This is a genomic window from Rathayibacter agropyri, assembly GCF_013249015.1.
Taxonomy (GTDB): Bacteria; Actinomycetota; Actinomycetes; order Actinomycetales; family Microbacteriaceae; genus Rathayibacter; species Rathayibacter agropyri.
Genome location: NZ_JABRPL010000005.1, coordinates 138,618 through 163,074 on the forward strand (window position 1 = coordinate 138,618; position 24,457 = coordinate 163,074).

The following is a 24,457-nucleotide window of genomic DNA, read 5'->3' on the forward strand; positions in this document are numbered from 1 at the left end:
GGGGCGCAATCCTGGCGAACTGTCCGTGTGCTCTCCTCCCAGGGCCTGCGCGGAAGGCCCCGGGATATGCTGGGCGGACGTTCATCCCAGTCGGCGCCGCGCGCCAGGAACGGTAAGGATCCCGATGACCGAGGCCCTCCAGCAGCCCGTCCAGAACGCTCTCTCGCTGACGCCGCCGGAGCCGGTGGCAGCAGTGCCGACGACCTCGGCGCCGTCGATCGCGCCGAAGGTGCCGGAGCAGGCGCTGCCCGGACTCGAGGCGAAGGTTGACGACTACCTCGAGACGCTCCTGGCCGCCGAGGCGCGCAGTCCCGAGTTCGCGACGAAGGCCAACGACATCCGCACGATGGGCGACGCCGACATCCGCTCGGCTGCCGACTCGTCGAACCGGTTGCTGAGCACGCCGGTACGGGCACTGAAGGAGGGTGGCCTCTCCGAAGGCTCGACGATCGGCAAGACGCTGCTCGAGCTGCGCCGCACAGTGGAGGACCTCGATCCCTCCGAGGACAACGTCCAGAAGAAGATCCTCGGATTCATCCCCTTCGGCAACAAAATCACCGACTACTTCCGCAGGTACGAGAGTGCGCAGTCGCATCTCAATGCGATCATCCAGGCGCTCTACGACGGCCAGGACGAGCTACGGAAGGACAACGCGGCGCTGAACCTCGAGAAGCAGAACCTCTGGGGGACGATGACGCGTCTCAACGAGTACATCTACGTCGCCGAACGGCTCGATGTGAAGCTTTCGGCGAAGATTGCCGAACTCGACAGCACCGATCCCGAACGGGCGCGGGCCCTCCGTGAAGACGTCCTCTTTTATGCGCGGCAGAAGCACCAGGACCTCCTGACCCAGCTCGCCGTCTCCATCCAGGGCTACCTGGCGATCGACGTTGTGATCAAGAACAACGTCGAGTTGATCAAGGGCGTTGACCGTGCAACGACCACGACGGTCTCCGCGCTGCGGACGGCGGTTATCGTCGCGCAGGCCCTCGCCAATCAGCGGCTCGTGCTCGATCAGATCACAGCGCTGAACACCACGACGTCGAACATGATCGAGTCCACCTCGCGGATGCTCGCCGAGCAGTCCGCATCGATCCAGTCGCAGGCCGCCTCCGCCACGGTGGGGCTGCCGCAGCTGCAAGCCGCGTTCGCGAACATCTACCAGACGATGGATTCAATCTCGGACTTCAAGATCAAGGCGCTCGACAGCATGGCCCAGACCGTCGGCGTCCTCCAGTCCGAGACCGCCAAGGCTGGCGAATACGTGGAGCGCGCCCGCCGCAGCAACGCCGACATCGACGCGACCTCTTCGTTGGATCTCGGCCGCTAGATGGGCTGGTTCTCCCGCCTGTTCGGCGGCGCCCCGGCAGCGCCGGAGGAGACTGCGCCAGCACTGCCGCGTGTGCCGACGAGCGACGACATCCTCACCGCGCTCGATCGGGTGGCGAATTCCACGAAGGGGCGCGTCGACCGCAATGTGGCGTCTCGTATCCAGCGGATCGACGAGACCGTCCGGGAGATGGTGCCCCGGCTCGATCGTCTCGGCGGGATGAGTCGGCAGGGACACACTGTCGTCGCCACCGCGACCAGTTACCTGCCCGAGGCGGTCGAGGGGTACCTCCGCCTGCCCCGCGACTTCGCTGATCGTCGCGCTGTCTATAAGGGGAAGACCTCGCTGATGATCCTCTGCGACCAGCTCGACCTGCTCGGGGGCACGCTCGACCGGATCTCCGACGCCGTCTCGCGGCAGGACGCCACAGCGCTCGTCGCGCACGGGCAGTTCCTGGCCGAGAAGTTCACCGAGTCCTCGCTCTCGCCGAGCGGACTCGACGCTCCGCCTGCGCCGGGCGCCACCGGCACTGCCCCGGGCTCGCTGACCCCGCCGAGTGCCTCGTGACGTCCCTTGCCCCGGCGCTCGACGCTCTCGTGCTCACGGGCACCGCCGCCGGACTCGACGCCGTCGCAGTCCGAGACGAGGGCGCGCGCCTGGCGGCTGCCGTCGCGGAGTCGATCAGAGGAGCGGGCGCCGAGTGGCTCGCCGCCACTGGCGCTTCCGGCGGGCTCGAGACCTTCTTCACCGCCGCCGCGAGCGGTCGCCGCTGGCGCTCCGGGCCCACCGATCAGCTCGCGGCGCTCGCCTCGGCCTCGTCGCCGCACGCCTGCGCCTACGCCCGCGGCCTCACCGAGGTCATCTCGGCGGCGAGTGCGCTCGGCGACCCGGGCATCGGAGGCATCGCCTCTGCCTCCGCGGCCGCTGCGGCCCAGCTCGCCGCGGTCCCCGGAGCGAGGGGAGCGGCGCCGTCTCCCGACCCCGGTTCGAGTGCCGCTCGCTCGGCCGGCCTACCGGAGGGCGTTCCCGGCGTCGATGAGATCCTCGCGCGCCTGCGCCGCACGGAGCACGCGGGTCCGCAGGACGAGACGCAGCCGGCAGCGCCGATCGAGGCCGCCGCCGAGCAGGAGCCCCCTGAGCCGCCGGAGTCGATCGACGACCTGCTCGCCGAGCTCGATGCGCTCATCGGGCTCGAGCGGGTGAAGAGCGAGATCAAGCGACAAACCCAACTGCTCCGGATCGACACCCTCCGCCAGGCTGCCGGTCTCAGCACCCCCACCCTCACCCGGCACCTGGTCTTCACGGGCAATCCGGGCACGGGGAAGACGACGGTCGCCCGCCTCGTCTCCCGCATCTACCGCTCGCTCGGCATCCTCTCGAAGGGCGTGCTCGTCGAGGTCGACCGGTCGGAGCTGGTAGCCGGCTACCTGGGCCAGACGGCGACGAAGACCGCCGAGGTGATCGCGTCGGCCCGCGGCGGAGTCCTCTTCATCGATGAGGCTTACGCGCTCGCGCTCGATCAGTACGGGGCGGAGGCGGTGACCACTCTGGTCAAGGACATGGAGGACCACCGCGGCGACCTCGTGGTGATCGTCGCCGGTTACTCCGGTCCGATGCAGGGCTTCCTCGACACGAACCCCGGCCTCGCCAGCCGCTTCTCGACCACGATCGACTTCGCCGACTACAGCGACGACGAACTCTCGGCGATCTTCGGACGCCTCGCCGCTTCCGCCGATTTCGAGCCGACGGACGGGGCGCTCGCCGCGTTCGCAGAACTCGCCTCGGCGCAGCAGCGCACGGAGGCGTTCGGTAACGGCCGCTGGGTCCGCAACGTCCTCGATGCGGCGATCGCGCGCCATGCGTGGCGCTTGCGCGACGTGGAGGAGCCGACTCTGGATGAGCTGCGCATCCTTGTGCCCGAGGACATCACGGAGAGCGAGGACATCACGGAGAGCGCCGACGGCGAGCAGAGCGCGGAGGACACCGCGGAGGACACCGCCGATGACGACGCAGGTCGGTTCGAGGAGGAGGCCCGATGAGCACCGCGCCCGCACCGCCCGCACAGACGGCCCCCGCCCCGCCGCAGGTCGAGATCGCCAACCGGCCCGCTGCCCGCACGCCCTCGCTGCTTGCGCGGGCGACCGCGACCACTCCGGGTACGCTGCGGCTCCTGCTCGCCCTCACGGCCCTGGCCGCCGTGCTGTTCGGCGTCTTCGCGCAGCAGGCCGGCGCACTCCAGGCCCGAGCAGCGACGATGGCGCGGGAACAGTCGGCCCAGCTCCTCGGCGTACAGAATGTGCGCACTCTGCTCGTCGATGCCAATGCGATCGCGGCGAACACTTTCCTGGTCGGTGGGCTCGAGCCAGCCGAACTGCGCGCCTCCTACGTCACGAGCCTCAGCGCCGCCGCGTCGGGAATCGCCGAACTCTCGGCATCCGACTCCGTCGACACCGGGGCTCTTGCCTCGGTGGCCAGCAGGATCACGACCTACAGCGGCCTGATCGAGCAGGCCCGTGCCAACAACCGGCAGGGCTTTCCCGTCGCCTCCGCCTACCTCGACCAGGCGTCCGCCGTCCTCTCTGGCAGCGACGGCATCCTCCGCGAACTCGACGGGCTGGTCACATCCGGAGCGGATCGGGTGGCCGCCGCCTACGACGCCGTGCGCTGGAGCATCCTGCTGCTGATCGGCTCGCTGGTGATGCTGCTGGTCCTGCTCGCGGCCCAGCTCTGGCTGGCTCGGCGCACCCACCGCTACCTCAACCGCCCGCTCGCGACGGGTACCGCGCTGCTGCTCGTGCTCGGCGTCGGCGGCGCGCTCGCCTACGGGTCCACTGCCGCGAATGCGGGGACGGCGCGAGTCGACTCCTATCGGGAGGCCCTCACTGTCTCGAACGCCCTGATCGCGGCCAATGACGCTAAGTCCCTCGAGAGCTTCACGCTGATCAAGCGCGGATCGGGTGCGGCACTGGAGGAGCGCTACCAGGAGGCGGTGGCCTCGGCCAGGCAGAAGCTCACCGACGAACTGCAGGACGCCCGCGCTCGGGATCGTCTCGTCACTGAGTTCGAGCAGTGGCACACGTTCCACCAGCAGATCCGTGATGAGGACAACGCGGGAAACTGGAACAAGGCGGTGAGCACCGCGACGGCGACAGGCGCAGACACGCCGAACGACTTCTTCACCACCTTCTCGGACGATGCTCGCAGTGTGGTGCAGGAGAAGGCCGACGGGGCCTCCTCGACCCTCGACTCCGGAGCGCAGTTTTCCTCCGTCGTCTCGTGGGTACTGCTCGTCGCGGGCCTCGCCGCGGCCGTGCTCGCCTGGCGCGGCGTCTCGCAGCGACTGGAGGAGTATCGATGAATCGTCTGCGCACGGCCGCACTCGCCCTGGTCACCGCGGCGGCGCTCGCTGTTGCGGGCTGCACGACCGGCGCCGACGACCTCGGTGCGCCCCTGGCCGCCGCGACACCGACCGCGAGTACGGCGCCGGGAGCGAGTGCGGCGCCTCCCGCCACGGACTGCTCGCCCGCTGCCGTCGCCTCCTACGCACCGACCGGCGTGACGGACAGCACCCGCCTGAAGACGATCCGCGACCGCGGGAACCTCCGCGTCGGCGTCTCAGCCGACACCCTGCTGATGAGCGCACGCAATCCGATCACCGGCACGATCGAGGGCTTCGACGTTGACATCGCCCGCGAGATCGCGCGCGCGATCCTGGGCAGCCCGGACGCAATCGACTACGTCGTCATCACCTCGGCGCAGCGCCTCCCCGCACTTACCGGTGGTGACGGTGCACCGCAGGTCGACATGGTCGCGCGCACTCTCACCATGACCTGCGACCGCTGGAACACGATCGCGTTCTCGTCTGAGTACTACGACGCCGGTCTGAAAGTCCTCGTCTCAGACGACCCGAACGCCGTGCCGATCGCGAGCATCAACGACCTCGATGGCAAGCGGGTGTGCGCGCCGAGCGGCACCACCACGCTCAGTCGCCTGCAAAACGACTTCCCGGAGGTGACGGCGGTCGAGGCCGACACCCACTCTCAGTGCCTCGCGCGGTTCCAGGCGGGCGACGTCGACGCGATCGCGGGAGACGACACGATCCTCGCCGGCTTCGTCGCTCAGGACCCCTACGCAAAGGTCATCGGTGACGCGCTGAGTTCGGAGCCCTATGGCCTGGGCCTGCCCGCGGACGACCCCGACTTCGTGCGCTTCGTGAATGCGGCGCTCGAGGCGATGCGCAGCGACGGCCGCTGGCAGAGCATCCACGGGCGCTGGCTTGGGGTCCTCGGCGAAGCCTCGCCGCCGGCTCCGGTGTACGGACGATGAGCACCGGTCTCGCGGAGGGGACGCCCGTCGCGCCGGGCCGGCTGGGCGAGGCGGCCCCGCAGCGTGAACTCTTCGACTACTTGGCGGCGCTGACTCGGTGGCTCGACCGGACGACACGCGAGCTCTCCCGACTCGACGCCGCCGCGCTGGCCTCGCCCCAGTCCGAGACCTACACCGCCGACGTGGTGCTCGCCCAGTCGCTACGCGAGTCCGTCACCCGCCGCCTGGCCGAACTCGAGACCGTGTGGGACTCCGGTCGGGTCGACGTCGTCGCGCGCGAGCGGATGTCGCAGCTGATCTGGGGGCGCCTGGACGCCTCCGGGAGCGGTGCGGTCTCGCTCGTCGAGGCCGTGCGGCTCTGCGACGCGGTCGTCGGGCAGCTCCGGTCGCGGCTCGAGCTCGATCCCAGCGGCACCGATGTTGCGGGGCGAATCGTCGGCGTGCGCGCCGAGATCGAGCGCTGCCGTGATCTCACCCGCGACGGCGGCAGCACGGTCGACCGCGAGCGGGCCGAGCGCGTCGCCGTGCTGCGCTCGCGCCTTGACGCCCTGGCCGAGAAGGCGGGCCGAGGAGCCGACGTGTCGGGGCCGCTCGGGCAGCTCGAAAGCGACTCCGCCCGGCTGGAGCGGGACCTCATCATCGCCGCCTCGGAGCGCCGCGGCCTGGAGCGCGATCGCCGACGCGCGCGCGAGCTCGCCGAGACCGCGGAGCGTCGGGAGGCGCCGCTGCGCGAACTGGTGGCCCGCTGCCGTCGCGAGATCGCCGACCCGCCGCGACTCGCCGTGCCCGACGTGTCGCGCCTGGGCGAGCCTCCGCTCGAGCGGGGAGCGCTCGACACGCACCTCGCCCGCCTCACCGCTGTGAGCCGCGCCTTCGACGCGGTCGAGGCCGCCTACACCTCGCCTCTGCGTGAGCGCGCGGCGCTCGGCTTCCGGCTTCGTGCCCTGCGCGAGCGCGCCGAGGCGAATGGTCGGGCCGCTACTGCGGTCGGCACCGCCGCCGACGAGGAGGTACGCGCCGCGCTCGACGCGGTGCCCTGCTCGGTCACGCTGGCACGGCACCTGGTCGAGCAGTACGACGTCGTCACTCGGGATCTCCCGTCCCCTGACCCTCAGCACCACCGGAAGGCCACTCGATGAACGGCGACCCCTGCACCTCGACTCCGGGCTGCACCGGGACGATCGAGGACGGCTACTGCAACGTCTGCGGTCTCCCGCCTGCCGAGGGCGCAGCGGCATCGACGCCGACCGCGCGCCGCCCAGCGCCCGCTTCCGCCGCGCCGGCCACCGCCTCCGCCGCCTTCGGCACCGGCTTCGTCGAGGGCGCGCCCCGTGCTCCCGCCTCCGCGAGCGCCGAGGAGGCCGCGACCGCGCGCAGCGGCCGAACGTCCTCTGCACGCCTGGCCACCGCCGCCCTCGGCTCGGCGCGCACGGCGCAGACCGGCTCGAAGGTCACCCGACGCGTCGGAACCACGTCGACCCGCCTGCGCGGTCCACGCCTGGGCGCCGGGCTCACCACGGTGCCCTCGCGTCCCGCCGCCGATCCGCTGGCCGCACTGATGACGGAGGCTGTGCTCCCCGAGCGCAAGCGCTACTGCTCGCACTGCGGCACCGCGGTCGGCCGCGGCCGCGATGGGCGTCCCGGCCGCACCGAGGGCTTCTGCCCCAACTGCCGCACGCCCTTCTCCTTCACGCCGCAGCTCACGCAGGGCGACGTCGTCGGCGGGCAGTACGAGGTGGTCGGCTGTCTCGCCTACGGTGGCCTCGGCTGGATCTACCTCGCTCGCGACCGCAACGTCTCGGGCCGCTGGGTGGTGCTCAAGGGCCTGCTCAACTCGGGGGATCCCGACGCGTACGCCGCCGCGGTCACCGAGCGCCGGTTCCTCGCCGAGGTCGAGCATCCGCTCATCGTCGAGATCTACAACTTCGTCCTCCATGACGGCGCCGGTTACATTGTGATGGAGTACGTCGGCGGGCCGAGCCTGAAGCAGATCCTCAAGGAGCGATTGGATGCCAACGGCGGCTCGGCCGATCCGTTGCCCGTTGACCAGGCCCTAGCCTTCGTACTCGAGGTCATGCCCGCGTTCGCCTACCTGCACGACCACGGCCTGCTGTACTGCGACTTCAAGCCAGACAACATGATTCAGGTGGGCGACCAGGTCAAGCTGATCGATCTCGGTGGGGTGCGCCGGATCGACGACGAGGACTCGGCGATCTACGGCACGGTCGGGTACCAGGCGCCGGAGGTCCCCGAGGTGGGCCCCTCGATCGCCTCGGACGTCTACACCATCGGCCGCACCCTCGCTTCGCTGGTCCTCGACTTCCGCGGTAACCAGACCACCTACGTCGCCTCCCTGCCGCCCGTGTCCGAGACGCCGCTATTCCAGCGTTACGACTCCTTCTACCGACTGGTCGCAAAGGCCTGCGCCCCCGACCCGCAGGACCGCTTCGCGACCGTCGACGAGATGCGCGGCCAGTTGCTGGGTGTCCTCCGCGAAGTGGTCGCGACGGATCGCGGTCCCGGTCATCCGGCGTTGCACTCGACCGAGTCGGCCCTGTTCGAGGCGCCCGTCGCCGATGTGGTCGACCGCGTGCCGCCGTGGGACGCGCTCCCGACGCTTCGACGAGACGACTCCGACCCCGCAAAGGCCTGGCTCGCCGGGGTCAACGTCGCGGACCCGATCGTACGGCTGCGCGCGCTCGCGCTCGCTCCGACGCTGACCGTCGAGGTCCGGCTGGCCCGTGCCCGGGCGGCCATCGAAGCCCAGCGCTGGGAGGAGGTGTCCCGCGCGACCGGCGAGATCCTCACCGAGGACCCGTGGGAGTGGCGGGCGGTGTGGATGAGCGGCCTCGCGCAGCTCGCGCGCGGCGATGCCAGCGGTGCCCGTGCCTCGTTCAACACCGTCTACGGGCAGGTCCCCGGCGAGCTCGCCCCGAAGCTGGCGCTCGCCGCCGCCTGCGAGGCCAGCGGGGAGCCCGAGGTCGCGGAATCGCTCTACGTGATCTGCGCTCGAGCCGACGCGAATTACACGGCACCCGCCGCGTTCGGCCTCGCCCGCGTGCGCCAGCTGCGCTCCGACCTCGACGGCGCCCTCGACGCGCTCGACATCGTGACCCCCACCCGCTCCTCCTACGTCGATGCCCGCCGCCGACGGGCCGAACTGCTCGCGGAGTCGGGGCGCGGCCTGCCCTCGCTCTCGGCCGCGCTCGCGAGCGTCGACTCCGTCGCGATCGACCAGCGCACCCGGCTGGAGTTGACGACGCAGGTGCTCACGTCGGCCCTGGAGCTGGTGCGCCGCGACGGTCCGGCCGAGGGTGCGTCGCTCGGTGGAGTCGAGGCCAACGAGGCCGCGATCCGCGACGGCCTCGAGGCGTCCTACCGGGCTCTCGCAGCGTCCACCCGGGAGCGCGACCAGCGGCTGCACCTCGTCGACCGGGCCAACGAGGTCCGACGCTGGACGCTGACGTGAGCGCCGAGCTCTCGACGCCGTGCCCGGTCTGCGGCGAGCCGGTGACCACGGGCGACGCGTTCTGCGAGGCCTGCGGCACTCCGCTGATCGTGGCGGCGGCTGCCTCCGCTCCGCCCGTCGCCGTCGAGGGGGCTGGCTCCTGCGTCTACTGCGGAGGCATCGTCGCCGACGACGGCTACTGCGAGCAGTGCGGCCGGCCCGCGCCGACCGAGCGCGAGCACTGGGCGGAGGCACCGCATCCGCTCGTCGGCGGAGTCTGCGATCGCGGACTCCGGCACGCCGCCAATGAGGACGCGATGGCAATCGGGGCGAGCGCCTGCGAGGACGGCTCGCTGCGCGCGGCGCTCCTCGTGGTCTGCGACGGCGTCTCGTCGACTCCCGACTCCGATAAAGCGTCGCTCGCCGCCGCCCGCGCCGCGCTCAGCGCCCTGCAGGCCGATGTGGGCGACGAGGCCCTCGGAGCGGACCGCTGGGGCGCCCTGCTGCAGATGGCCACCGCGCGCGCCTCCGGAGCGATCGACGCCGCGGTGCCCGAGAAGCGTTCGAACCCGCCCTCGTGCACGTTCACGGCCGCAGTACTCGACGGCGCGCTGCTAGTCACCGGCAACGTGGGTGACAGCCGCAGCTACTGGATGCCGGACGCCGGGACACCGCGGCAGTTGACGGTCGACGACTCGTGGGCGCACGAGCAGATCGCGGCGGGAGTCCCGCGGCAGACGGCCGAAACGGCGCCCGACGCGCATGCCATCACGCGCTGGCTGGGCGCTGACGCGTACGACGAGGAGCCGCGGGTGACCTCCGAGATTCTCGAGGAACCGGGCTGGGTGCTCGTGTGCTCGGACGGGCTTTGGAACTACGCATCGGCTGCCGAGGACCTTGCAACGGTGCTGCACGAGGCGCAGGAGCGGGTCGGGTCCGATCCCGTCACGCTGGCAGAGGCGCTGGTCGCCTGGGCGACCGAGCGCGGCGGCCACGACAACATCACGGCGGCGCTCGTCCGCTTCGAGCCGTAGAAGCCACGGGCGCGCGACAACCTCACCGATTCGTCCACCCGTCCACCTCCACGCTGGACGGATCCGCGGGCCGCCCTGCGACGACGCCCCTTACAGTCGTCGCTATGAGCATCGCCGAGCCCGCCACCTCCCTGTCCGTCGTCGGCCACTGGATCGACGGCGCGCCCTCTGCCTCCGCCTCCGGACGCACCGCCCCGGTCTACGACCCGGCGCTCGGGATCGTGAGTAAAGAGGTCGCGCTCGCCGACACCGCTGAGGTCGACGCGGCCGTCGCCTCCGCCAAGGCCGCTTTCCCGGCCTGGCGCGACACGTCGCTGGCGAAGCGGCAGCAGATCGTCTTCCGCTTCCGCGAGCTGCTCGAAGCGAAGAAGCAGGAGTTGGCCGAACTCATCACCTCCGAGCACGGCAAGGTCGTCTCCGACGCCCTCGGCGAGATTACGCGCGGCCAGGAGGTCGTGGAGTTTGCGACCGGCCTCGCGCACCACCTCAAAGGCGAGTATTCGGAGCAGGTCTCGACCGGCGTCGACGTCTATTCAACCAAGCAGCCGCTCGGCGTCGTCGGGATTATCAGCCCGTTCAATTTCCCGGCGATGGTGCCGATGTGGTTCTTCCCGATCGCCATTGCCGCAGGAAACACCGTGGTCGTGAAGCCGTCCGAGAAGGACCCGTCGCCCGCGATCTGGCTCGGCGCCCTGTGGAAGGAGGCCGGCCTCCCCGACGGCGTCTACACCGTGCTGAACGGCGACAAGGTCGCGGTCGACGGCTTGCTCGAGCACCCTGACGTTCGCTCCATCTCGTTCGTGGGCTCCACGCCGATCGCGCAGTACGTCTACGAGACCGGCACCCGCAACGGTAAGCGTGTGCAAGCGCTCGGCGGAGCGAAGAATCACATGCTCGTGCTGCCCGACGCCGACCTTGACCTCGTCGCCGACTCGGCCATCAACGCCGGCTTCGGCTCGGCGGGGGAGCGCTGCATGGCGATCAGCGTCGTCGTCGCCGTCGAGCCGGTCGCTGACGAGTTGATCTCCCGAATTCAGGATCGCGCGGCGAGGCTCCGCACGGGCGACGGCCGCCGCGGCTGCGACATGGGCCCGCTGATCACGAGGCAGCACCGCGATAAGGTCGCGTCCTACATCGAAATCGCCGAGCAGGATGGCGCGAGTGTCGTCGTCGACGGGCGTGACGTCGAGGCCGACGGCGCTCCCGAGGGCTTCTGGCTCGGTCCGACCCTGCTCGACCGCGTGCCGACGACCTCGCGCGCCTACACCGACGAAATCTTCGGCCCGGTCCTCTCGATCGTCCGCGTCGCCTCCTACGAGGAGGGCGTCGCGCTGATCAACGCCGGCGCCTTCGGCAACGGCACGGCGATCTTCACCAACGACGGAGGCGCGGCCCGCCGCTTCCAGAACGAGGTCGAGGTCGGGATGATCGGCATCAACGTGCCCATTCCGGTCCCTGTCGCAACGTTCTCGTTCGGCGGCTGGAAGGCGTCCCTCTTCGGCGATACGAAGGCGCACGGCGCCGAGGGCGTCCGCTTCTTCACCCAGCAGAAAGCGATCACCAGCCGCTGGCTCGACCCCTCCCACGGCGGCATCAACCTCGGCTTCCCACTCCACTCCTAGCGTCGGGCGCCTGGGCTCCTCTCGCGGAAGGGCGGAGGGGCGGGAGGCGTCAAGGGTTCACCGGCGAGCATCCAGAGGCCGAAGTTCGACTTGGCCAGCAGATCGTGGACGGTCGCGGGTATGCGGCTCCTTTCAACGGTCCGTCGATCGTAGGGCCACCGGGTCCGTGGGCCGGATCAGCCGGGAGGCGCGAGCACGTAGCCGGGCTGCTCCTCGAAGAGGCGGGAGATCGGGACGTACGTCATCAGATCTGGTCTCGTGCTGGTCGTCCGTGCGCCGTCGCTGATGATCCCGTACAGCCGTCCGCCCCGGCTCGCCACCGGTCCGCCCGAGTCGCCGCGGGTGGTGGACGCCAGCCAGGTCGTCGCGCCTAACAGGTAGGGCGGGGCGTCTGGCGGAAGCGAGGCGATGCCCCAGGCGCAGTTCACCCCGGACACCGCTCCGCTGGTGCAGAAAACCTCGTTCTCGCCCGGGACTCCGGTGCCGTCGATGGGCATGCTCACGATCCGGCCCGTGTGGTCAGGGAGGAAAATGCTGCCGTGCGCCCGGGGCGTGTAGCTGGTGAATGGGGTGCAGTGGCGGATCATCGAGCCTGTTCCGCAGTTAAAGTTGGCCCGGGCGAGCGGGTCGATCCTGGCGATCTCGAGATCGGAGAGCCCCGATTTCCAGATCACTCTGCCGACGATGCCGCGGTCGGCCACGCTCACGGATTCGCCCTCGTCGCCGCAGTGCCCCGCCAGCACGGCATACCGGGTGGCGCTCATCTGGGGTGATAGCGGGGCGTACCAGCTGGTCGAGCTGAGGACGGCGCCGACCGTGCAGTAGCCGTGCGGTAGCTCCACCCGAGTTCCGGCCCGGATGGGGGTCTGCTGGCGGAACTCCGAGATGGGGTAAGCGGGCGCTGCGCCGGTGAGGAGCAGCGCGACGCAGGCGGAGAGCGCCGCAAGTGCGCCGAGGATCCGCCTGCTAACTCCGGGCGCTCGGCGTTCGGGCCGGGTGTGATGGGGGAAATCTGCGGTCATGCGTGTGTCCTTTCTGAGGAGTGGGCAGGTAATGAGAGTATGTCAGGTCATCGGCATGTCGTGTACTCCGGAGGCATCTCGCCCCGTCCCCGCAGACGCACACCCGCGCACGAAAGGTCAGAGCGTCACCGGCGATCCGCGTGCGAGCGGATCGCCGTGCGCGGACGTTAGACGCTCTCTGAAACGCGCCCATCCCTGTGTGCCAACCGCGGCCGATCGACGACGAAGGAGGAGAGAGGCGAACAAGCACCGCCTCACAGCAGCCGCAGTGCCGTCCACAGCTCCGTTCGGGCGTCCACGTCCTCGAGGTCGATGTCGAGCGCGCGTTCGACGGCCGTGATCCTGTTGCGCAGGGTGTGTCGGTGCACGCCGAGCTCTCGCGCTGCCGGTTCCCAGGCGCCGTTGCGGCGCAGCCACACCCGGGTGCTCTCCAGCAGTACCGCGCCCTCGGGTGTCAGGAGCGGCGCCAGGATCCGCCGCGCGAGCGGCCCTGCGCCCGAGGCGGCCAGAGCCCCGAGCAGCCCTTCGGCGGCGACATCCTCAAAGCGAGGCAGCGGGTGGGCGGCGCTCGCCCGGTCACCCGCCCGCCGCGCCTCCTGCACGCCGCGCTCCAGTTCACCCCAGCCGAGCGGAGCGGATACTCCGGCCCGCAGGCTGTGCCTCGTGAGCACTGCGGCGAGCGGATTCACGCCGTCGGCCTCGGTGATCATGACCAGCACTGAGTCCCGTTCGGCGAAGAACAGTCGCGCGTCGTCCTCCTCCGCCACGACTTCGAGCTCGTCGAGCAGGGAGTCGCCCCGCACCGGCTCGCTCAGCACGATCACCCGTACGGGCTCGGGCGGAAGGGGACTGCCGAGGCGCCGCGCGGTGCTCTCGGCGACGTCGAAGGCTCCTGCGGCGAGCAGTTCAAGCAGCCCTGAGCGCAACTGACGGCGCGAGGCGTCGAGCGCGCGCCGCTGCTCGAGCGCGATGCTCGCCAGCGCGATGACGCTCGCGACGAGGTCGCTGCCCGCCGGGTCCAGCGGAGTGCCCGTCCCGACCGCGAGCACTCCACGCAGGTGGTCTCGCCGCCCGATCGTCTGCAGCGTCACGCCGCCGTCCAAGCGCAGCCCTGCGCGACGACCGCGAGAGAGGGCCTGCCGCACGGCCGCAGAGACGGACGTCTCCGCCGGCACATCGAGCCGGGTGGGCAGGTGCACGCGCTGCCCGGCCGCGTCGAAGAGCGCGACCCAGCAGTTCAGCTGCCGCTCCAGTTCGATGAGGATCGCCGCGAGCCCGTCCGGGCGCAGCGCCGCCCGCGCGACCCGCCGCTGCGCCTCCAGCGACCACTCCAGCCGCTCGCGCTGCTCCCGCGAGATGACATCGGCGACGAAGCGGATGATCCCCATGAACGGGGTGCGATCGGCCACCTCCAGCAGCGGAAGCCCCTGCCGCTCACAGGCGGCGACGAGCGCCTCCGGAACCCTGTCGTGCACGATCCGGGTCGCGAAGCCGAGCGCGCGGATGCCGCGATCGCGGAGCCTGGCCACGTACTCCTCGGAGAACTCGGCGCTGTCGCGTCCTGTGAAGTGCACGCCGTCGGTCAGCAGCAGTTGCCCCGGTTCAAGCCAGGGCGTCGGATCGACGAGATCGGACGAGTGTGCCCACACCAGTGGAGCATCCAGGGCCGCCTCGTCGTGCACCCCGGCGAGCACTCGGAGGCGGAAGGCCGGCTCGGCGAGCAGATCGCGGACGGTCGCGGGCATCTTCGGCTCCCTTCGACGTATGGTCCATCGTAGAGTCGGCGGTTGGACGGATCCGCCCTCGGGGCGGCGCTGTGGGCCGGGTCGCCCCGGAGATTCAGCCGGGAGGCGCGAGCTGGTAGCCCGGCTGCTCCTCGAAGAGGCGGGCGATAGGGACGAAGCTCATGAAGTCAGGAATATTGCCCCACGCGTCTCCGCCCTGGCTAATGGTTCCGTACAGTTGTCCGCTGCGGCTCACGACGGGGCCGCCTGAATCCCCTGGTGAACCGACGTTTCGCCAGGTCGTCGCTCCCAGGATGAAGGGCGGAGCGCCATGCGGGAGCGCCTGGAGGCCCCAGGAGCAGTTCACGCCGGATATCGCGCCGCTCGTGCAGAAAATTTCATTGACTCCGGGAGTTCCCGAGCCTGTGACGGGCACGCTCGCGTAGCGGCCCGCCTGATCGAAGAGGAAGACGTTGCCGACGGCACGTGGTGTGTAGGTCGTGATCGGCATGCAACGGTGTAGCGACGTGCTGCCATCGCAGCCCCAGTTAGTCCTGGCGAGCGGATCGATCCTCGCGATCATGATGTCCGCGGCCCTGGCTTTCCAAATCACCTTGCCGACGTTGGCCTGAGAGCCCACGCTGATGGAATCTCCGACCTCGCCGCAATGTCCTGCCAGGACGATATACCGGACCGCCTTCAATCGGGCCGACAGTTGGAGATACCAACTCCTGGAACTCAGAACGGCGCCCGTCGTACATCCCCACTCGCCCAGTCGGACAAAGGTCCCTGCATTGATGGGAAGCTGAAGCCGGAAACCTGAGACGGCACTCGCGGGCGGTGCACTCGCGCTGAGCATTCCGAGCGAGACGGCTAGTGCAGTGAGGGACAGAGCCACTCGTCTACGACGAGCGGCTTTCCGTCGGTCGCGCTTGTGCTGCTTCGCCACATCTGCTTGCATCTCTGGTCTTCTTTCAGTGGAGATCGGGTAAGAGGTAACACGGCTGCGCTAGTTGCTACTGTGCGAAAAGGAGGATGCTCTCCATTCGACTTCGGCGATCGCGGCCTGTCCGGCGATGTTCGGATGGAAGTGGTCGACGGTACTGATGAGGTCCGGGGTGAAGTCGAGCCGGGTGAGTGCGCCGCCGTCCCAGTGGCAGAGCGGACCTGCCGCCGAGCACGTCCGTTCCAGCGCGGCGTTGAAGTCCTGAACCCGCTTTTTCGCGGCGGCGACGGAGGCGGTTGCGGCCGATGGACTGAGGGGTGCCCCGCTCGTGCTGACGCCGCGGGTGGCGCGGCAGAGGCCGCCCGAACTCCACAGGCGAGCGCCGGCGAAGCGTTCCGACCTCCACTGCGAAGCATTGTCTGGCACCGATGAGAGTTCGATCTGTGCCGAGGGCCACGTGCTCCGGATTGTGCTGATCGCCGCCTCTACGCCGGAGCGGAAAGTGCTCACCGGAGTCATGGTGTAACCATCGCTTGCCACCACATTCCTCGGGCTGCAAAGGTCGTTTCCGCCGATGAGAAGGGTGATGACATCAGGATGCACGCCCGCGGCGACGGCGGCCCGAATGCGCGCCGGGACCTGAGCGACGGTGTTGCCACTCTGCGCGAAGTTGTCGGTGGTGACCGTTGTGCCGGGCCGCGACTTCTGCAAACGCTGGGCGAAGGAGTTCACGGCGGGTGCGCCGCCGGTTGACCAACTGAAGTCAGGGCAGTCGGTGAACGAGCCGCACGCGGCGAAAGCTCGGGTGGTCGAGTCGCCGAGGCTGAGAAGGGAGAGGTGCGAGGGAGTTGCCGCCGAGGCGATTCCGGCAGGCGCGAGCGCGCTGACCGCGGCGAGGGCGACTCCGATCGCGAGGGTGCGGGCGCGGGTGAGGGGAGACAGAGTCATAACATTCCGATCCTCGAAGGGGGTGTGGCGGAGTGAGAGTCGCAGCGGTTGCCGTGAGCGCGGCGACGTCCTGATGAGGAAGCTCCCACTCGGGTGCCCGCCGAGGAGGGTGCACGGCGCAGGGCGCGGTGGTGTCCCGCTTCGACGTTCCGTCCCTCCGAGACGCGACGGTTCGACAGATCCGCCCGCGCGAGTCGCTCGCGGGCGGGGCACGATGGACGCCACGACGTCCTCGGCTGCTCCCACTGCCCGCGACAACGCCTCGGTCACCGCCGCCGACCGCTCCCAGGTTTTTCACTCCTGGTCGGCCCAGGGTGCGCTCACCGCGCCCGCCGTGCAGTACCCACGGTCAGTCGGAGGCGAGTACCGGCGGGTTGAAAGCCGACTCGGCGAGCAGATGTGCGGACCGTCGACTCAGCCGGGAGGCGCGAGTTCGTAGCCGCGCTGCTCTTCGAAAAGACGGGAGATGGGGACGAAGGTCATGAAGCCGATGAGCTGGCTGCCCGGCTTGCCGCCCTTACTGATGAATCCGTAAAGCTGTCCGCCTTGACTCAGGACAGGCCCACCCGAATCGCCGTCCAGGATCCCCTTGCGCTTCGTACTCGCACCGAGGACGAGGGGCTGGTAAAACGGTACATCCGGATCCAGGAACCACGTACAGTTCACGCCGCTCACGGCGCCGCTCGTGCAGAACTTCTCGTTGGGTTCGGGCGCTCCGGAGCCGGCGACGGGCACGCTCGCGTATTCTCCAGTGTGATCGTAGAGAAAGACGTTGCCAATTGCTCGCGGTGTGAAAGTCGTTATCGGCGAGCAGTTGTGTAGCCTCGAGTCGCCGGTGCAGTGGTAGGTGGTTCTGGGGTGCGGATCGATCCTCGCGATCATAAGGTCCGCGACCCGGGCTTTCCAAATTACCTTGCCGACGGTGCCGACCTGCCTCACGGAGATGTCGTCTCCGACGCTTCCGCAGTGTCCTGCGGTGGCGACGTATCGGGTCGCCTTTAGGCGGGCCGATAATTGCATATACCAACTCTTCGAAGACAAGACCGCGCCCACCGTACAGTTCCCACGGGGTGTTTCGATGCGAGTGCCGGCGTTGATGGGAACCTCCATGCGGAACTCGGACACGGCATTGGCGGGAACCGCGCCCGAACTGATAACACCGCCGGCGACGCTGACGGCAGCGATGGCGAGAAAGAGTCGCCTGAAGCGTCCGCGTCTGTTTCGGCCGTGCGTGCGCCTCCGCAGGGAATCTGTGTTCATCGAAGGTCTTCTCTGACGAGAGAGTGGTCGCTGAAGAGTGGGGTGCTGCGCAGACAACGCGTTACTTCCAGCCCGCGGCGAAGGACGAAGCGTTCCACTCGACTTCGGCAATCTTCGCCTGGCCGGCGGCACTGGGGTGGAAGTGGTCGACTGAACTGATCAGGTCCGGAGTGAACCGCATGCGGGTCAGCGCGCCACCGTCCCAATTGCACAGTGGGCCATCCGCCGAGCAGGCCTGCTCGAGCACGGCGTTGAAGTCGACGACCCGCTTCGCCGCCGCTGCGACGGAAGCAGACGCGGCTGCCGGGCTCAGCGGCACCTCGGTCATGCTGACGCCGCGGGTAGCACGGCAGAAGCCGGCCGAACTCCAGCGGAACTGGCCTTCTGGTCCGCGTGACGCCTCCCACTGGGTGGCGTTGTCCGGCACTGACGAGAGCTCGAGCTTCGCGGACGGCCAGGCGCTTCTGATCATTCTGATCGCCGTCTCCACGCCGGTGCGGAAGGTGCTCACCGGAGTCATGTTGTAGCCGTCGCTCGCCACTGGGATGCCTGGGCCGCACAGGTCATTGCCGCCGATGAGCAGGGTGATGACGTCGGGTTTTTCCCCCGCGTCGACCGCGTCCTGGACGCGCGCCGGAACCCCGTCGACGGTGCTGCCGCTCTTGGAGAAGTTCGCGGTGCTGACCCTCGTATCGGGCAGCAACTTCTGCAGACGCTGGGCGATGGAGTTGACGACCGGAGCGCTCCCGGTCGACCAGCTGAAGTCGGGGCAGTCCGTCCAGGTGTCGCAGGCGGAGTTTGCCTGGGTGGTCGAGTCGCCGAGGCTGAGAAGCGAGAGGTGCGAGGGAGTATTCGCGGAGGGGGTCGCCACGGAAGGGGTCGCCACGGAGGGGGTCGCGGTAGAGGAGGTCGCCGCTGAGGCGATCCCGGCGGGCGCGAGTGCGCTCACGGTGGCGAGGACGGCTCCGATTGTGAGGGTCCGGGCGATGAAGTGTGCCCGGGTCGAGGGGTGTGCTGGGGTGTGGGTAAAGGGTTTCATGACATTCCGATCATCGATAATTCGCGGATGATTGGCGGGTGCCTGACAGTTGCAGCTGACTCCGAGAGGGCGGCGCTGCCCTCATGAGCAAACTCGAATTGTGGCGAGAAACTCGCGACTGCGTGGCGCGCGGTCGCCCTCGAGTGCGCGCCGCACTCGACGTTCCGTCCCGCCCAGACGCGACGGCTCGACGGATCCGCGCGCGCTCATCCCCCCGGACGGAGGATCCTGGATCTCATGACGTCCTCGACCGCCTCCACTGTCCGCGACAACGCCTCTGTCACCGCCGCCGACCGCTCTCGGGTGTTCCACTCCTGGTCGGCTCAGGGTGCGCTCACTCCCTTGCCGATCGCCGGCGGCCTCGGCGCAGAGGTCTGGGATGTCGACGGCACCCGCTACCTCGACTTCTCGAGCCAGCTTGTCAACGTCACCATCGGCTACCAGCATCCGAAGGTCGTCGCCGCGATCCAGAAGCAGGCCGGCATCCTCGCCACCATCGGCCCGGCCGCCGCGAACGAGACGCGGGCGGAGGCGGCGCGCCTGATCACCGACCGGGCGCCGGAGGGCTTCGAGAAGGTCTTCTTCACCAACGGCGGAGCGGATGCGAACGAGAACGCGATCCGGATGGCGCGCCTGTTCACCGGCCGCGACAAGGTCGTCTCGCTCTACCGCTCGTACCACGGCAACACCGGCGCGGCCATCGTCTCCACCGGTGACTGGCGCCGCATCCCCAACGAGTACGCCCGCGGCCACGTGCACGCCTTCGGCCCGTACCTCTACCGCAGTGAGTTCTGGGCCGAGACGCTCGAGCAGGAGTGCGAGCGCGCGCTGCACCACCTCGAGCGCGTCGTCCAGGCGGAGGGGCCGGAGTCGATCGCCGCGTTCCTCCTCGAGACCATCCCTGGAACCGCCGGCGTCCTCACTCCACCGCCCGGCTATCTCGCCGGCGTGCGCGAGATCGCCGACCGCTACGGGATCCAACTGATCCTCGACGAGGTTATGGCCGGCTTCGGCCGCACGGGGGAGTGGTTCGCCTTCGACGCGTTCAACGTGCGTCCCGATCTGATCACCTTCGCGAAGGGCGTCAACTCGGGCTACGTGCCGATCGGTGGCGTCGTCATCTCGGATCCGATCGCGCATCACTTCGACGAGCGTGTCTTCCCTGGCGGTCTGACCTACTCCGGGCACCCCCTCGCCGCGGCCAGTGTCGTGGCGGCACTCGAGGCGATGGCGGAGGAGGGCATCGTCGAGAACGCGCGGACCATCGGCTCCGAGCACCTCGCTCCGGGCCTCGCGGCTCTCGAGGCCAAGCACGAGCTGATCGGTGAGGTCCGCGGCTCCGGCGTGTTCTGGGCGCTCGAACTCGTCTCGGACCGTGCGGCGCGTACCCCGCTGCCGGCCGCCTCCGTCGCCCGGCTCAAGGCCGACCTGCTCGCCCGGGGCCTCCTGCCCTTCACCGCCGACAACCGGATCCACGTGGTCCCGCCCGCCGTGATCACCCCCGCCGAGGTCGCCCGCGGCCTCGCCATCCTCGACGCCGCCCTCACCGCTTGTGGCGGCTGACCTCGCCACGCCCGTTCCAGGAGGGGACACGTGCGATTTGCAGGGGATTCGCGCGGGAGAGCGCTCTCCCGCGCGTCCCCGGTCCGCGAATCGGCGGATCCCCTGCAAATCGAACTAGCCGCCGACCACAGGACGCACTGCACCGCAGGGAGCGGCGTCCTAGGAAACGGAGTGCAGCGCGAAGGCGGTGACGAAGCCCAGCACCGCATACAGTCCCGTCAGCACGTTGTCGCGGTCGAACGCTTCAGGGATCATCGTGTTCGAGATCATCGCGAGGATCGCGCCCGCCGCGACGGTCGTCACGAAGGCGACCAGCGCTCCCGGGGCGGACGCGAATACCAGGAAGCCGACGAGTGCGGCGATCGCCGAGATTCCCGCGATTGCGCCCCAGACGGTGAACACGTAGCGGGCCGTGCGTCCGTCGGCCTTCATTCCCACGGTCGAGGACAGCCCTTCTGGCAAATTCGAGATCGCCACGGCCGCGACAATGGGCACGCTGATCGCGGCTCCCGCGCCGCCCTGGGCAACCGACAGGCCGAGCACGATCGACTCCGGGATGCCGTCGATGAGCGCGCCGGCCGCGATGACCGCGCCTCCGCCTCCGCCCGAGCCTTTCGCGCTCTTGCGGTTGCCTGCTCCGGCGCGGGTGAGGAGGGCGTCGGCGCCGACGAAGACGACGGCGCCCGCGAGCGTCCCGAGCACGGTCGGCACGAGTCCGCCGTCGTCGGCCGCCTCCTGCACCAGCTCATAGGCGAGCGCCGAGATCAGCACACCCGCGCCAAACGCCGAGATCGCGGCGGTCAACTTCGCGGGCACGTGCAGGAACCAGGCGAGCGCTGCGCCGATCAGGAGGGTTGCGCCGCCGATGGCGCCGCTGACGAGGGCGAGGGTCCAGGAGGGCACGGCGTCCAGCCTGTCAGCCCGGGGCGCTGTTCGCGGCGGGCTTGACGAGAGGCGACCCGTCGGGTGTTCGCGGTGGGTACACAAGGGTCACCAGCACCACCGACACGATCATCAGGAGGAGCCACGAGACGAGCTTCGAGACGGAGACAAGGTGCCAGCCGTGGAGCTGATCGGGGTATAGCCAGGCGCCGGCCGATGTCGCAATGTTCTCGGCCAGCCAGATGAAGAACGCAACGAGCGCGAACGCCACCGGTACGGGCATCCGATGGACACCGCGGTGCACGCGGTAGGCCATCGTGCTTCGCAGCCAGAGGGCGGCGACCGCGGCGACGAGCAGCCAGCGCGCGTCGGGCAGGTAGTGGTGGCTGAAGAAGTTGATGTAGATCAGCACGGCGACCACGGCGGTCGCCCAGCGCGGCGGCCACCGTTCGAAGCGCACGTCGAAGAGGCGGTGGATCCGCACCATGTAGGAGCCGACGGAGGCGTAGAGGAACCCGCTGAACAGCGGCACCGCGCCGATCCGCAGGATGCCGTCGGCCGCGTAGCTCCAGGAGCCGACGTCGGTCTTGAACAGCTCCATCCCCGTGCCGACGACGTGGAACAGCACGACCACCCACAGTTCGCGCCCGGTCTCGAGGCGCGAGGTGATCATCACGACCTGGAGGGTGACGGCGGCGAGTGTCAGGAGGTCGTTCCGAGCGAGGACCGCCTCGTCCGGGTACCAGAGCCGGGCGGCGACGATCAGTGCGAGCAGCGCGGCGCCGAAAACGCACGCCCACGCCTGCTTGGCCCCGAAGACCAGGAACTCGATCACTGCCCGCGCACTCCGGAGGAGGGACCGCGGGCGAGCAGCCGGTGCGCCGCGTCGTCGATCCGCTGCTCGACCGGGGTGAAGGATCGCATCCGTGCCCCTTCTACTGCAGCGGTCGATGCTACCGGGTCGGCGCTCCCCATAAACTGGCGCAATGGCGGAGTTCAGCGCGAGTGTTTTCCAGAACGAGTTCCTCTCGGATGGCGCCACCGACGTGCATGCGATCGTCACCGTCACCGCGTCGGGCACCGGAGCCGCCGGCTCTGACGGCGCCGCGGCCGAAATTATCATTGTCGACTGCTCCGGATCGATGACCGGCGAGAACATGACCGCCGCCAAGCGCGCCGCCGCCGTCGCCGTCGACCAGATCCTCGACGGCACGTTTTTTGCCGTGGTGGCGGGCTCGGAGCGCGCCGACCGCGCCTTCCCCTACCCCAACGCCTCCGTCTCGATGGTGCGCATGGAGCCGGGAGCGCGTACCGCGGCGAAGGAGGCGATCGGGTTCCTCCAGGCCGACGGCGGCACGGCGATGGGCAGCTGGCTGACCCTCGCGCGGCAGCTCTTCGCGACCGTCCCCGAGGCGACGCAGCGGCACGCGATCCTCCTCACCGACGGGAAGAACGAGCACGAGTCGCGGATGCAGCTCGACGCCGCCATCCGGGCGGCGGGCGGCGTGTTCCAGTGCGACGTGCGCGGCGTCGGCTCCCGCTGGATCGTTGAGGAGGCACGCACCATCGCGAGTGCGCTGCTGGGCACCGTCGGCCTCATCGCGAAGCCGGCCGACCTGGCCGCCGACTTCGAGTCGCTGATGCAGGCGTCGATGGGGCGTGGAGTCGCCAACGGCGACCTGCGCGTGTGGACGCCGCAGGGGGCCCAGCTGCTCTTCGTGCGCCAGGTCGCGCCGACGCTCGAGGACCTCAGCTCGCGGCGCACCACCGTGAATTCGCTCACCGGCTCATACCCCACCGGTGCCTGGGGGGACGAGTCCCGCGAGTACCACGTGGCAGTGCGGGTCGCGTCGAAGCCGGTGGGCTCGGAGCAGCTCGCCGCGCGGGTCCAACTCAGCGTGCGCGACGAGGTGGTCGCCTCCGCCCTGGTGAAGGCCCGCTGGACCGACGACTCCGCCCTGACCGCTCGCATTGACCCCGCCGTCGCGCACTACACGGGGCAGACCGAGTTGGCGTCGGCGATCCAGGATGGTCTGGCAGCGAAGGCCGTCGGCGACGATGCGACTGCCACCGTCAAGCTCGGCCGGGCGGTACAACTCGCCGCCGTCACCGGCAACGATGAGGCGACGGCGAAGCTGCGCAAGGTTGTCGAGATCGACGATCCTGACGAGGGGACGGTCCGACTCAAGCGCGGCGTCGACCGCCTCGATGAGATGGCTCTCGACACCGCCTCGACCAAGACCACGCGGGTGCGCAAGTGAGCTTCCGCTGCCCCGAGGGGCATACGTCAGCGTCCGGCGACTACTGCGACGTCTGCGGAACTCCGATCGCGGCGGCCCCGGCGCCCGCGCCGTCCGCTGCCGCGCCGACCACGGCGATCCCCACCGGGCCGTCGGTCTGCCCGCACTGCTCGTTCCCGAACGAGGCCGCTGCGCTGTTCTGCGAGAACTGCGGCTACGACTTCACCACCGGCTCGCTGCCCGAGGCTGACCCCTTCACGGAGTCGGGCGCCGTGCGCGCTCCGGCGGAGGTTGGCGGCTCGGCCTCGCCCGCGGGAGACCCGGCCGCGCACCTCGGCGAGGCGCCGGACCCGAGGGCCGATCCCGCCGCTCCGACCGCGTTCGTGCCAGAGCAGGAGGCGGGCTTCGACGCGCCCGTCGCCACAGCGCCCCCGACGGAGGTGATCCCGGTGGCGCCGGTTGCGTCCTCTGGTGCTGCGTCCTCTGGTGCCGTGTCATCGCTCGCCGCTGAGCCCGACTCCGACCGCCCGTGGATCGCCGAGCTCTGGGTCGACCCCGAGTGGTATGCCGAGCAGCGGGCGGACGATCCGATGCCGTCGCCTGGTCCGCCCGCGACCGTCGTGCTGCGCGAGCGCTCGCTGCTTGTCGGACGCCCTTCCGTCTCGCGCGGCATCTCGCCGCAGATCGACTGCGGCTCCGACTCCGGAGTCTCGCGCCGCCACTGCGAGCTGAGCACCGATGGTTACCGCTGGTGGGTCGAGGATCTTCAGTCGGCGAACGGCACCTACGTCGCGCCGGCGGGTGCTCCGCTCCCGCAGAAGCCGATCGCCGGGGGACAGCGCCGAGAGATCGAGGAGGGTGACCGGATTTATGTGGGCGCCTGGACGCGTCTGGTGCTGCGTCCGGCTTTGCCGGGGGAGGCGTAGAGTTCGGGTCCCTTTGGGGTCGGGCCGTACGATCTGCAGGCGATTCCGACACGCGACGACGCGTCAAGCGTGGGGTGACCCAGGGATTCCGGACGGTCCTCCTGAACTGATTGGATGACGTATGCAACAACGCAGTCATCGGGGTGT

At 69.7% G+C, this 24,457-nt stretch carries 20 protein-coding genes; 12 read left to right on the forward strand and 8 right to left on the reverse strand.

The window, feature by feature from the left end; genetic code table 11:
• The first annotated feature begins 124 nt into the window (after positions 1–124).
• From HRF29_RS12625 to HRF29_RS12665, 9 genes are all read left to right on the forward strand, one after another.
• The gene (locus HRF29_RS12625; RefSeq protein WP_173249182.1) at positions 125–1,330 is read left to right on the forward strand and encodes a toxic anion resistance protein; all 1,206 of its coding nucleotides are present in this window, start codon (positions 125–127) and stop codon (positions 1,328–1,330) included.
• Positions 1,331–1,897 (forward strand): hypothetical protein, encoded by a 567-nt coding sequence (locus HRF29_RS12630; protein ID WP_173249183.1) that lies wholly within the window; start codon positions 1,331–1,333, stop codon positions 1,895–1,897.
• A complete protein-coding gene (locus tag HRF29_RS15385; protein WP_173249184.1) occupies positions 1,894–3,369 on the forward strand; it encodes an AAA family ATPase in 1,476 nt (491 codons plus the stop codon). Before HRF29_RS12630 ends, HRF29_RS15385 begins: the two co-directional genes overlap by 4 nt.
• Entirely contained in the window at positions 3,366–4,688 is a 1,323-nt protein-coding gene (locus HRF29_RS12640; RefSeq protein ID WP_173249185.1) for a hypothetical protein, read from the forward strand. Before HRF29_RS15385 ends, HRF29_RS12640 begins: the two co-directional genes overlap by 4 nt.
• Positions 4,685–5,656, forward strand: a complete 972-nt coding sequence (locus HRF29_RS12645) for a glutamate ABC transporter substrate-binding protein (protein WP_173249186.1) — start codon at positions 4,685–4,687, stop codon at positions 5,654–5,656. Before HRF29_RS12640 ends, HRF29_RS12645 begins: the two co-directional genes overlap by 4 nt.
• Positions 5,653–6,795: a hypothetical protein gene (locus tag HRF29_RS12650; protein WP_173249187.1), complete on the forward strand. Its 1,143-nt coding sequence runs from the start codon at positions 5,653–5,655 to the stop codon at positions 6,793–6,795. The genes HRF29_RS12645 and HRF29_RS12650 overlap by 4 nt, the downstream gene beginning before the upstream one ends.
• On the forward strand, positions 6,792–9,125 hold the full coding sequence (locus tag HRF29_RS12655; protein ID WP_173249188.1) for a serine/threonine-protein kinase: 2,334 nt from the start codon (positions 6,792–6,794) through the stop codon (positions 9,123–9,125). The genes HRF29_RS12650 and HRF29_RS12655 overlap by 4 nt, the downstream gene beginning before the upstream one ends.
• Positions 9,122–10,138, forward strand: a complete 1,017-nt coding sequence (locus tag HRF29_RS12660; protein WP_343043740.1) for a PP2C family protein-serine/threonine phosphatase — start codon at positions 9,122–9,124, stop codon at positions 10,136–10,138. Before HRF29_RS12655 ends, HRF29_RS12660 begins: the two co-directional genes overlap by 4 nt.
• Before the next feature lie 104 nt (positions 10,139–10,242).
• Positions 10,243–11,760, forward strand: a complete 1,518-nt coding sequence (locus tag HRF29_RS12665; protein WP_281357335.1) for a CoA-acylating methylmalonate-semialdehyde dehydrogenase — start codon at positions 10,243–10,245, stop codon at positions 11,758–11,760.
• Between the two features lie 176 nt (positions 11,761–11,936).
• On the opposite strand, the gene HRF29_RS12670 is transcribed toward HRF29_RS12665, so the two are convergent.
• The 6 genes from HRF29_RS12670 to HRF29_RS12695 all read right to left on the reverse strand — a co-directional run bounded on the left by HRF29_RS12670 (position 11,937) and on the right by HRF29_RS12695 (position 18,699).
• The gene (locus HRF29_RS12670) at positions 11,937–12,782 is read right to left on the reverse strand and encodes a trypsin-like serine protease (protein WP_173249189.1); all 846 of its coding nucleotides are present in this window, start codon (positions 12,780–12,782) and stop codon (positions 11,937–11,939) included.
• 254 nt (positions 12,783–13,036) lie between these two features.
• Complete coding sequence (locus HRF29_RS12675; RefSeq protein ID WP_173249190.1) at positions 13,037–14,527, reverse strand: PucR family transcriptional regulator; 1,491 nt, start codon at positions 14,525–14,527, stop codon at positions 13,037–13,039.
• A gap of 94 nt (positions 14,528–14,621) precedes the next feature.
• Complete coding sequence (locus HRF29_RS12680) at positions 14,622–15,017, reverse strand: chymotrypsin family serine protease (protein ID WP_173249191.1); 396 nt, start codon at positions 15,015–15,017, stop codon at positions 14,622–14,624.
• A 498-nt stretch (positions 15,018–15,515) separates the two neighbouring features.
• Positions 15,516–16,400, reverse strand: coding sequence for an SGNH/GDSL hydrolase family protein (locus tag HRF29_RS12685; RefSeq protein WP_173249192.1), 885 nt, complete (start codon positions 16,398–16,400; stop codon positions 15,516–15,518).
• A 414-nt stretch (positions 16,401–16,814) separates the two neighbouring features.
• On the reverse strand, positions 16,815–17,660 hold the full coding sequence (locus HRF29_RS12690) for a trypsin-like serine protease (protein ID WP_173249193.1): 846 nt from the start codon (positions 17,658–17,660) through the stop codon (positions 16,815–16,817).
• A gap of 61 nt (positions 17,661–17,721) precedes the next feature.
• Positions 17,722–18,699, reverse strand: coding sequence for an SGNH/GDSL hydrolase family protein (locus tag HRF29_RS12695; RefSeq protein ID WP_173249194.1), 978 nt, complete (start codon positions 18,697–18,699; stop codon positions 17,722–17,724).
• Between the two features lie 237 nt (positions 18,700–18,936).
• Between HRF29_RS12695 and HRF29_RS12700 the strand changes: the two genes are divergently transcribed.
• Positions 18,937–20,262 (forward strand): aspartate aminotransferase family protein, encoded by a 1,326-nt coding sequence (locus tag HRF29_RS12700; RefSeq protein WP_173249195.1) that lies wholly within the window; start codon positions 18,937–18,939, stop codon positions 20,260–20,262.
• A 159-nt stretch (positions 20,263–20,421) separates the two neighbouring features.
• Here the strand turns inward: HRF29_RS12700 and HRF29_RS12705 are convergent, their stop codons facing one another.
• Together HRF29_RS12705 and HRF29_RS12710 are read right to left on the reverse strand one after the other, a co-directional pair.
• Positions 20,422–21,165, reverse strand: coding sequence for a ZIP family metal transporter (locus HRF29_RS12705; RefSeq protein ID WP_173249196.1), 744 nt, complete (start codon positions 21,163–21,165; stop codon positions 20,422–20,424).
• Positions 21,166–21,178: 13 nt separating this feature from the next.
• On the reverse strand, positions 21,179–21,979 hold the full coding sequence (locus tag HRF29_RS12710; protein WP_425503134.1) for a DUF817 domain-containing protein: 801 nt from the start codon (positions 21,977–21,979) through the stop codon (positions 21,179–21,181).
• Positions 21,980–22,130: 151 nt separating this feature from the next.
• On the opposite strand from HRF29_RS12710, the gene HRF29_RS12715 reads away from it, so the two are divergent.
• Both HRF29_RS12715 and HRF29_RS12720 read left to right on the forward strand, forming a co-directional pair.
• Complete coding sequence (locus HRF29_RS12715) at positions 22,131–23,405, forward strand: VWA domain-containing protein (RefSeq protein ID WP_173249197.1); 1,275 nt, start codon at positions 22,131–22,133, stop codon at positions 23,403–23,405.
• The gene (locus tag HRF29_RS12720) at positions 23,402–24,310 is read left to right on the forward strand and encodes an FHA domain-containing protein (RefSeq protein ID WP_173249198.1); all 909 of its coding nucleotides are present in this window, start codon (positions 23,402–23,404) and stop codon (positions 24,308–24,310) included. Before HRF29_RS12715 ends, HRF29_RS12720 begins: the two co-directional genes overlap by 4 nt.
• Positions 24,311–24,457 lie beyond the last annotated feature (147 nt).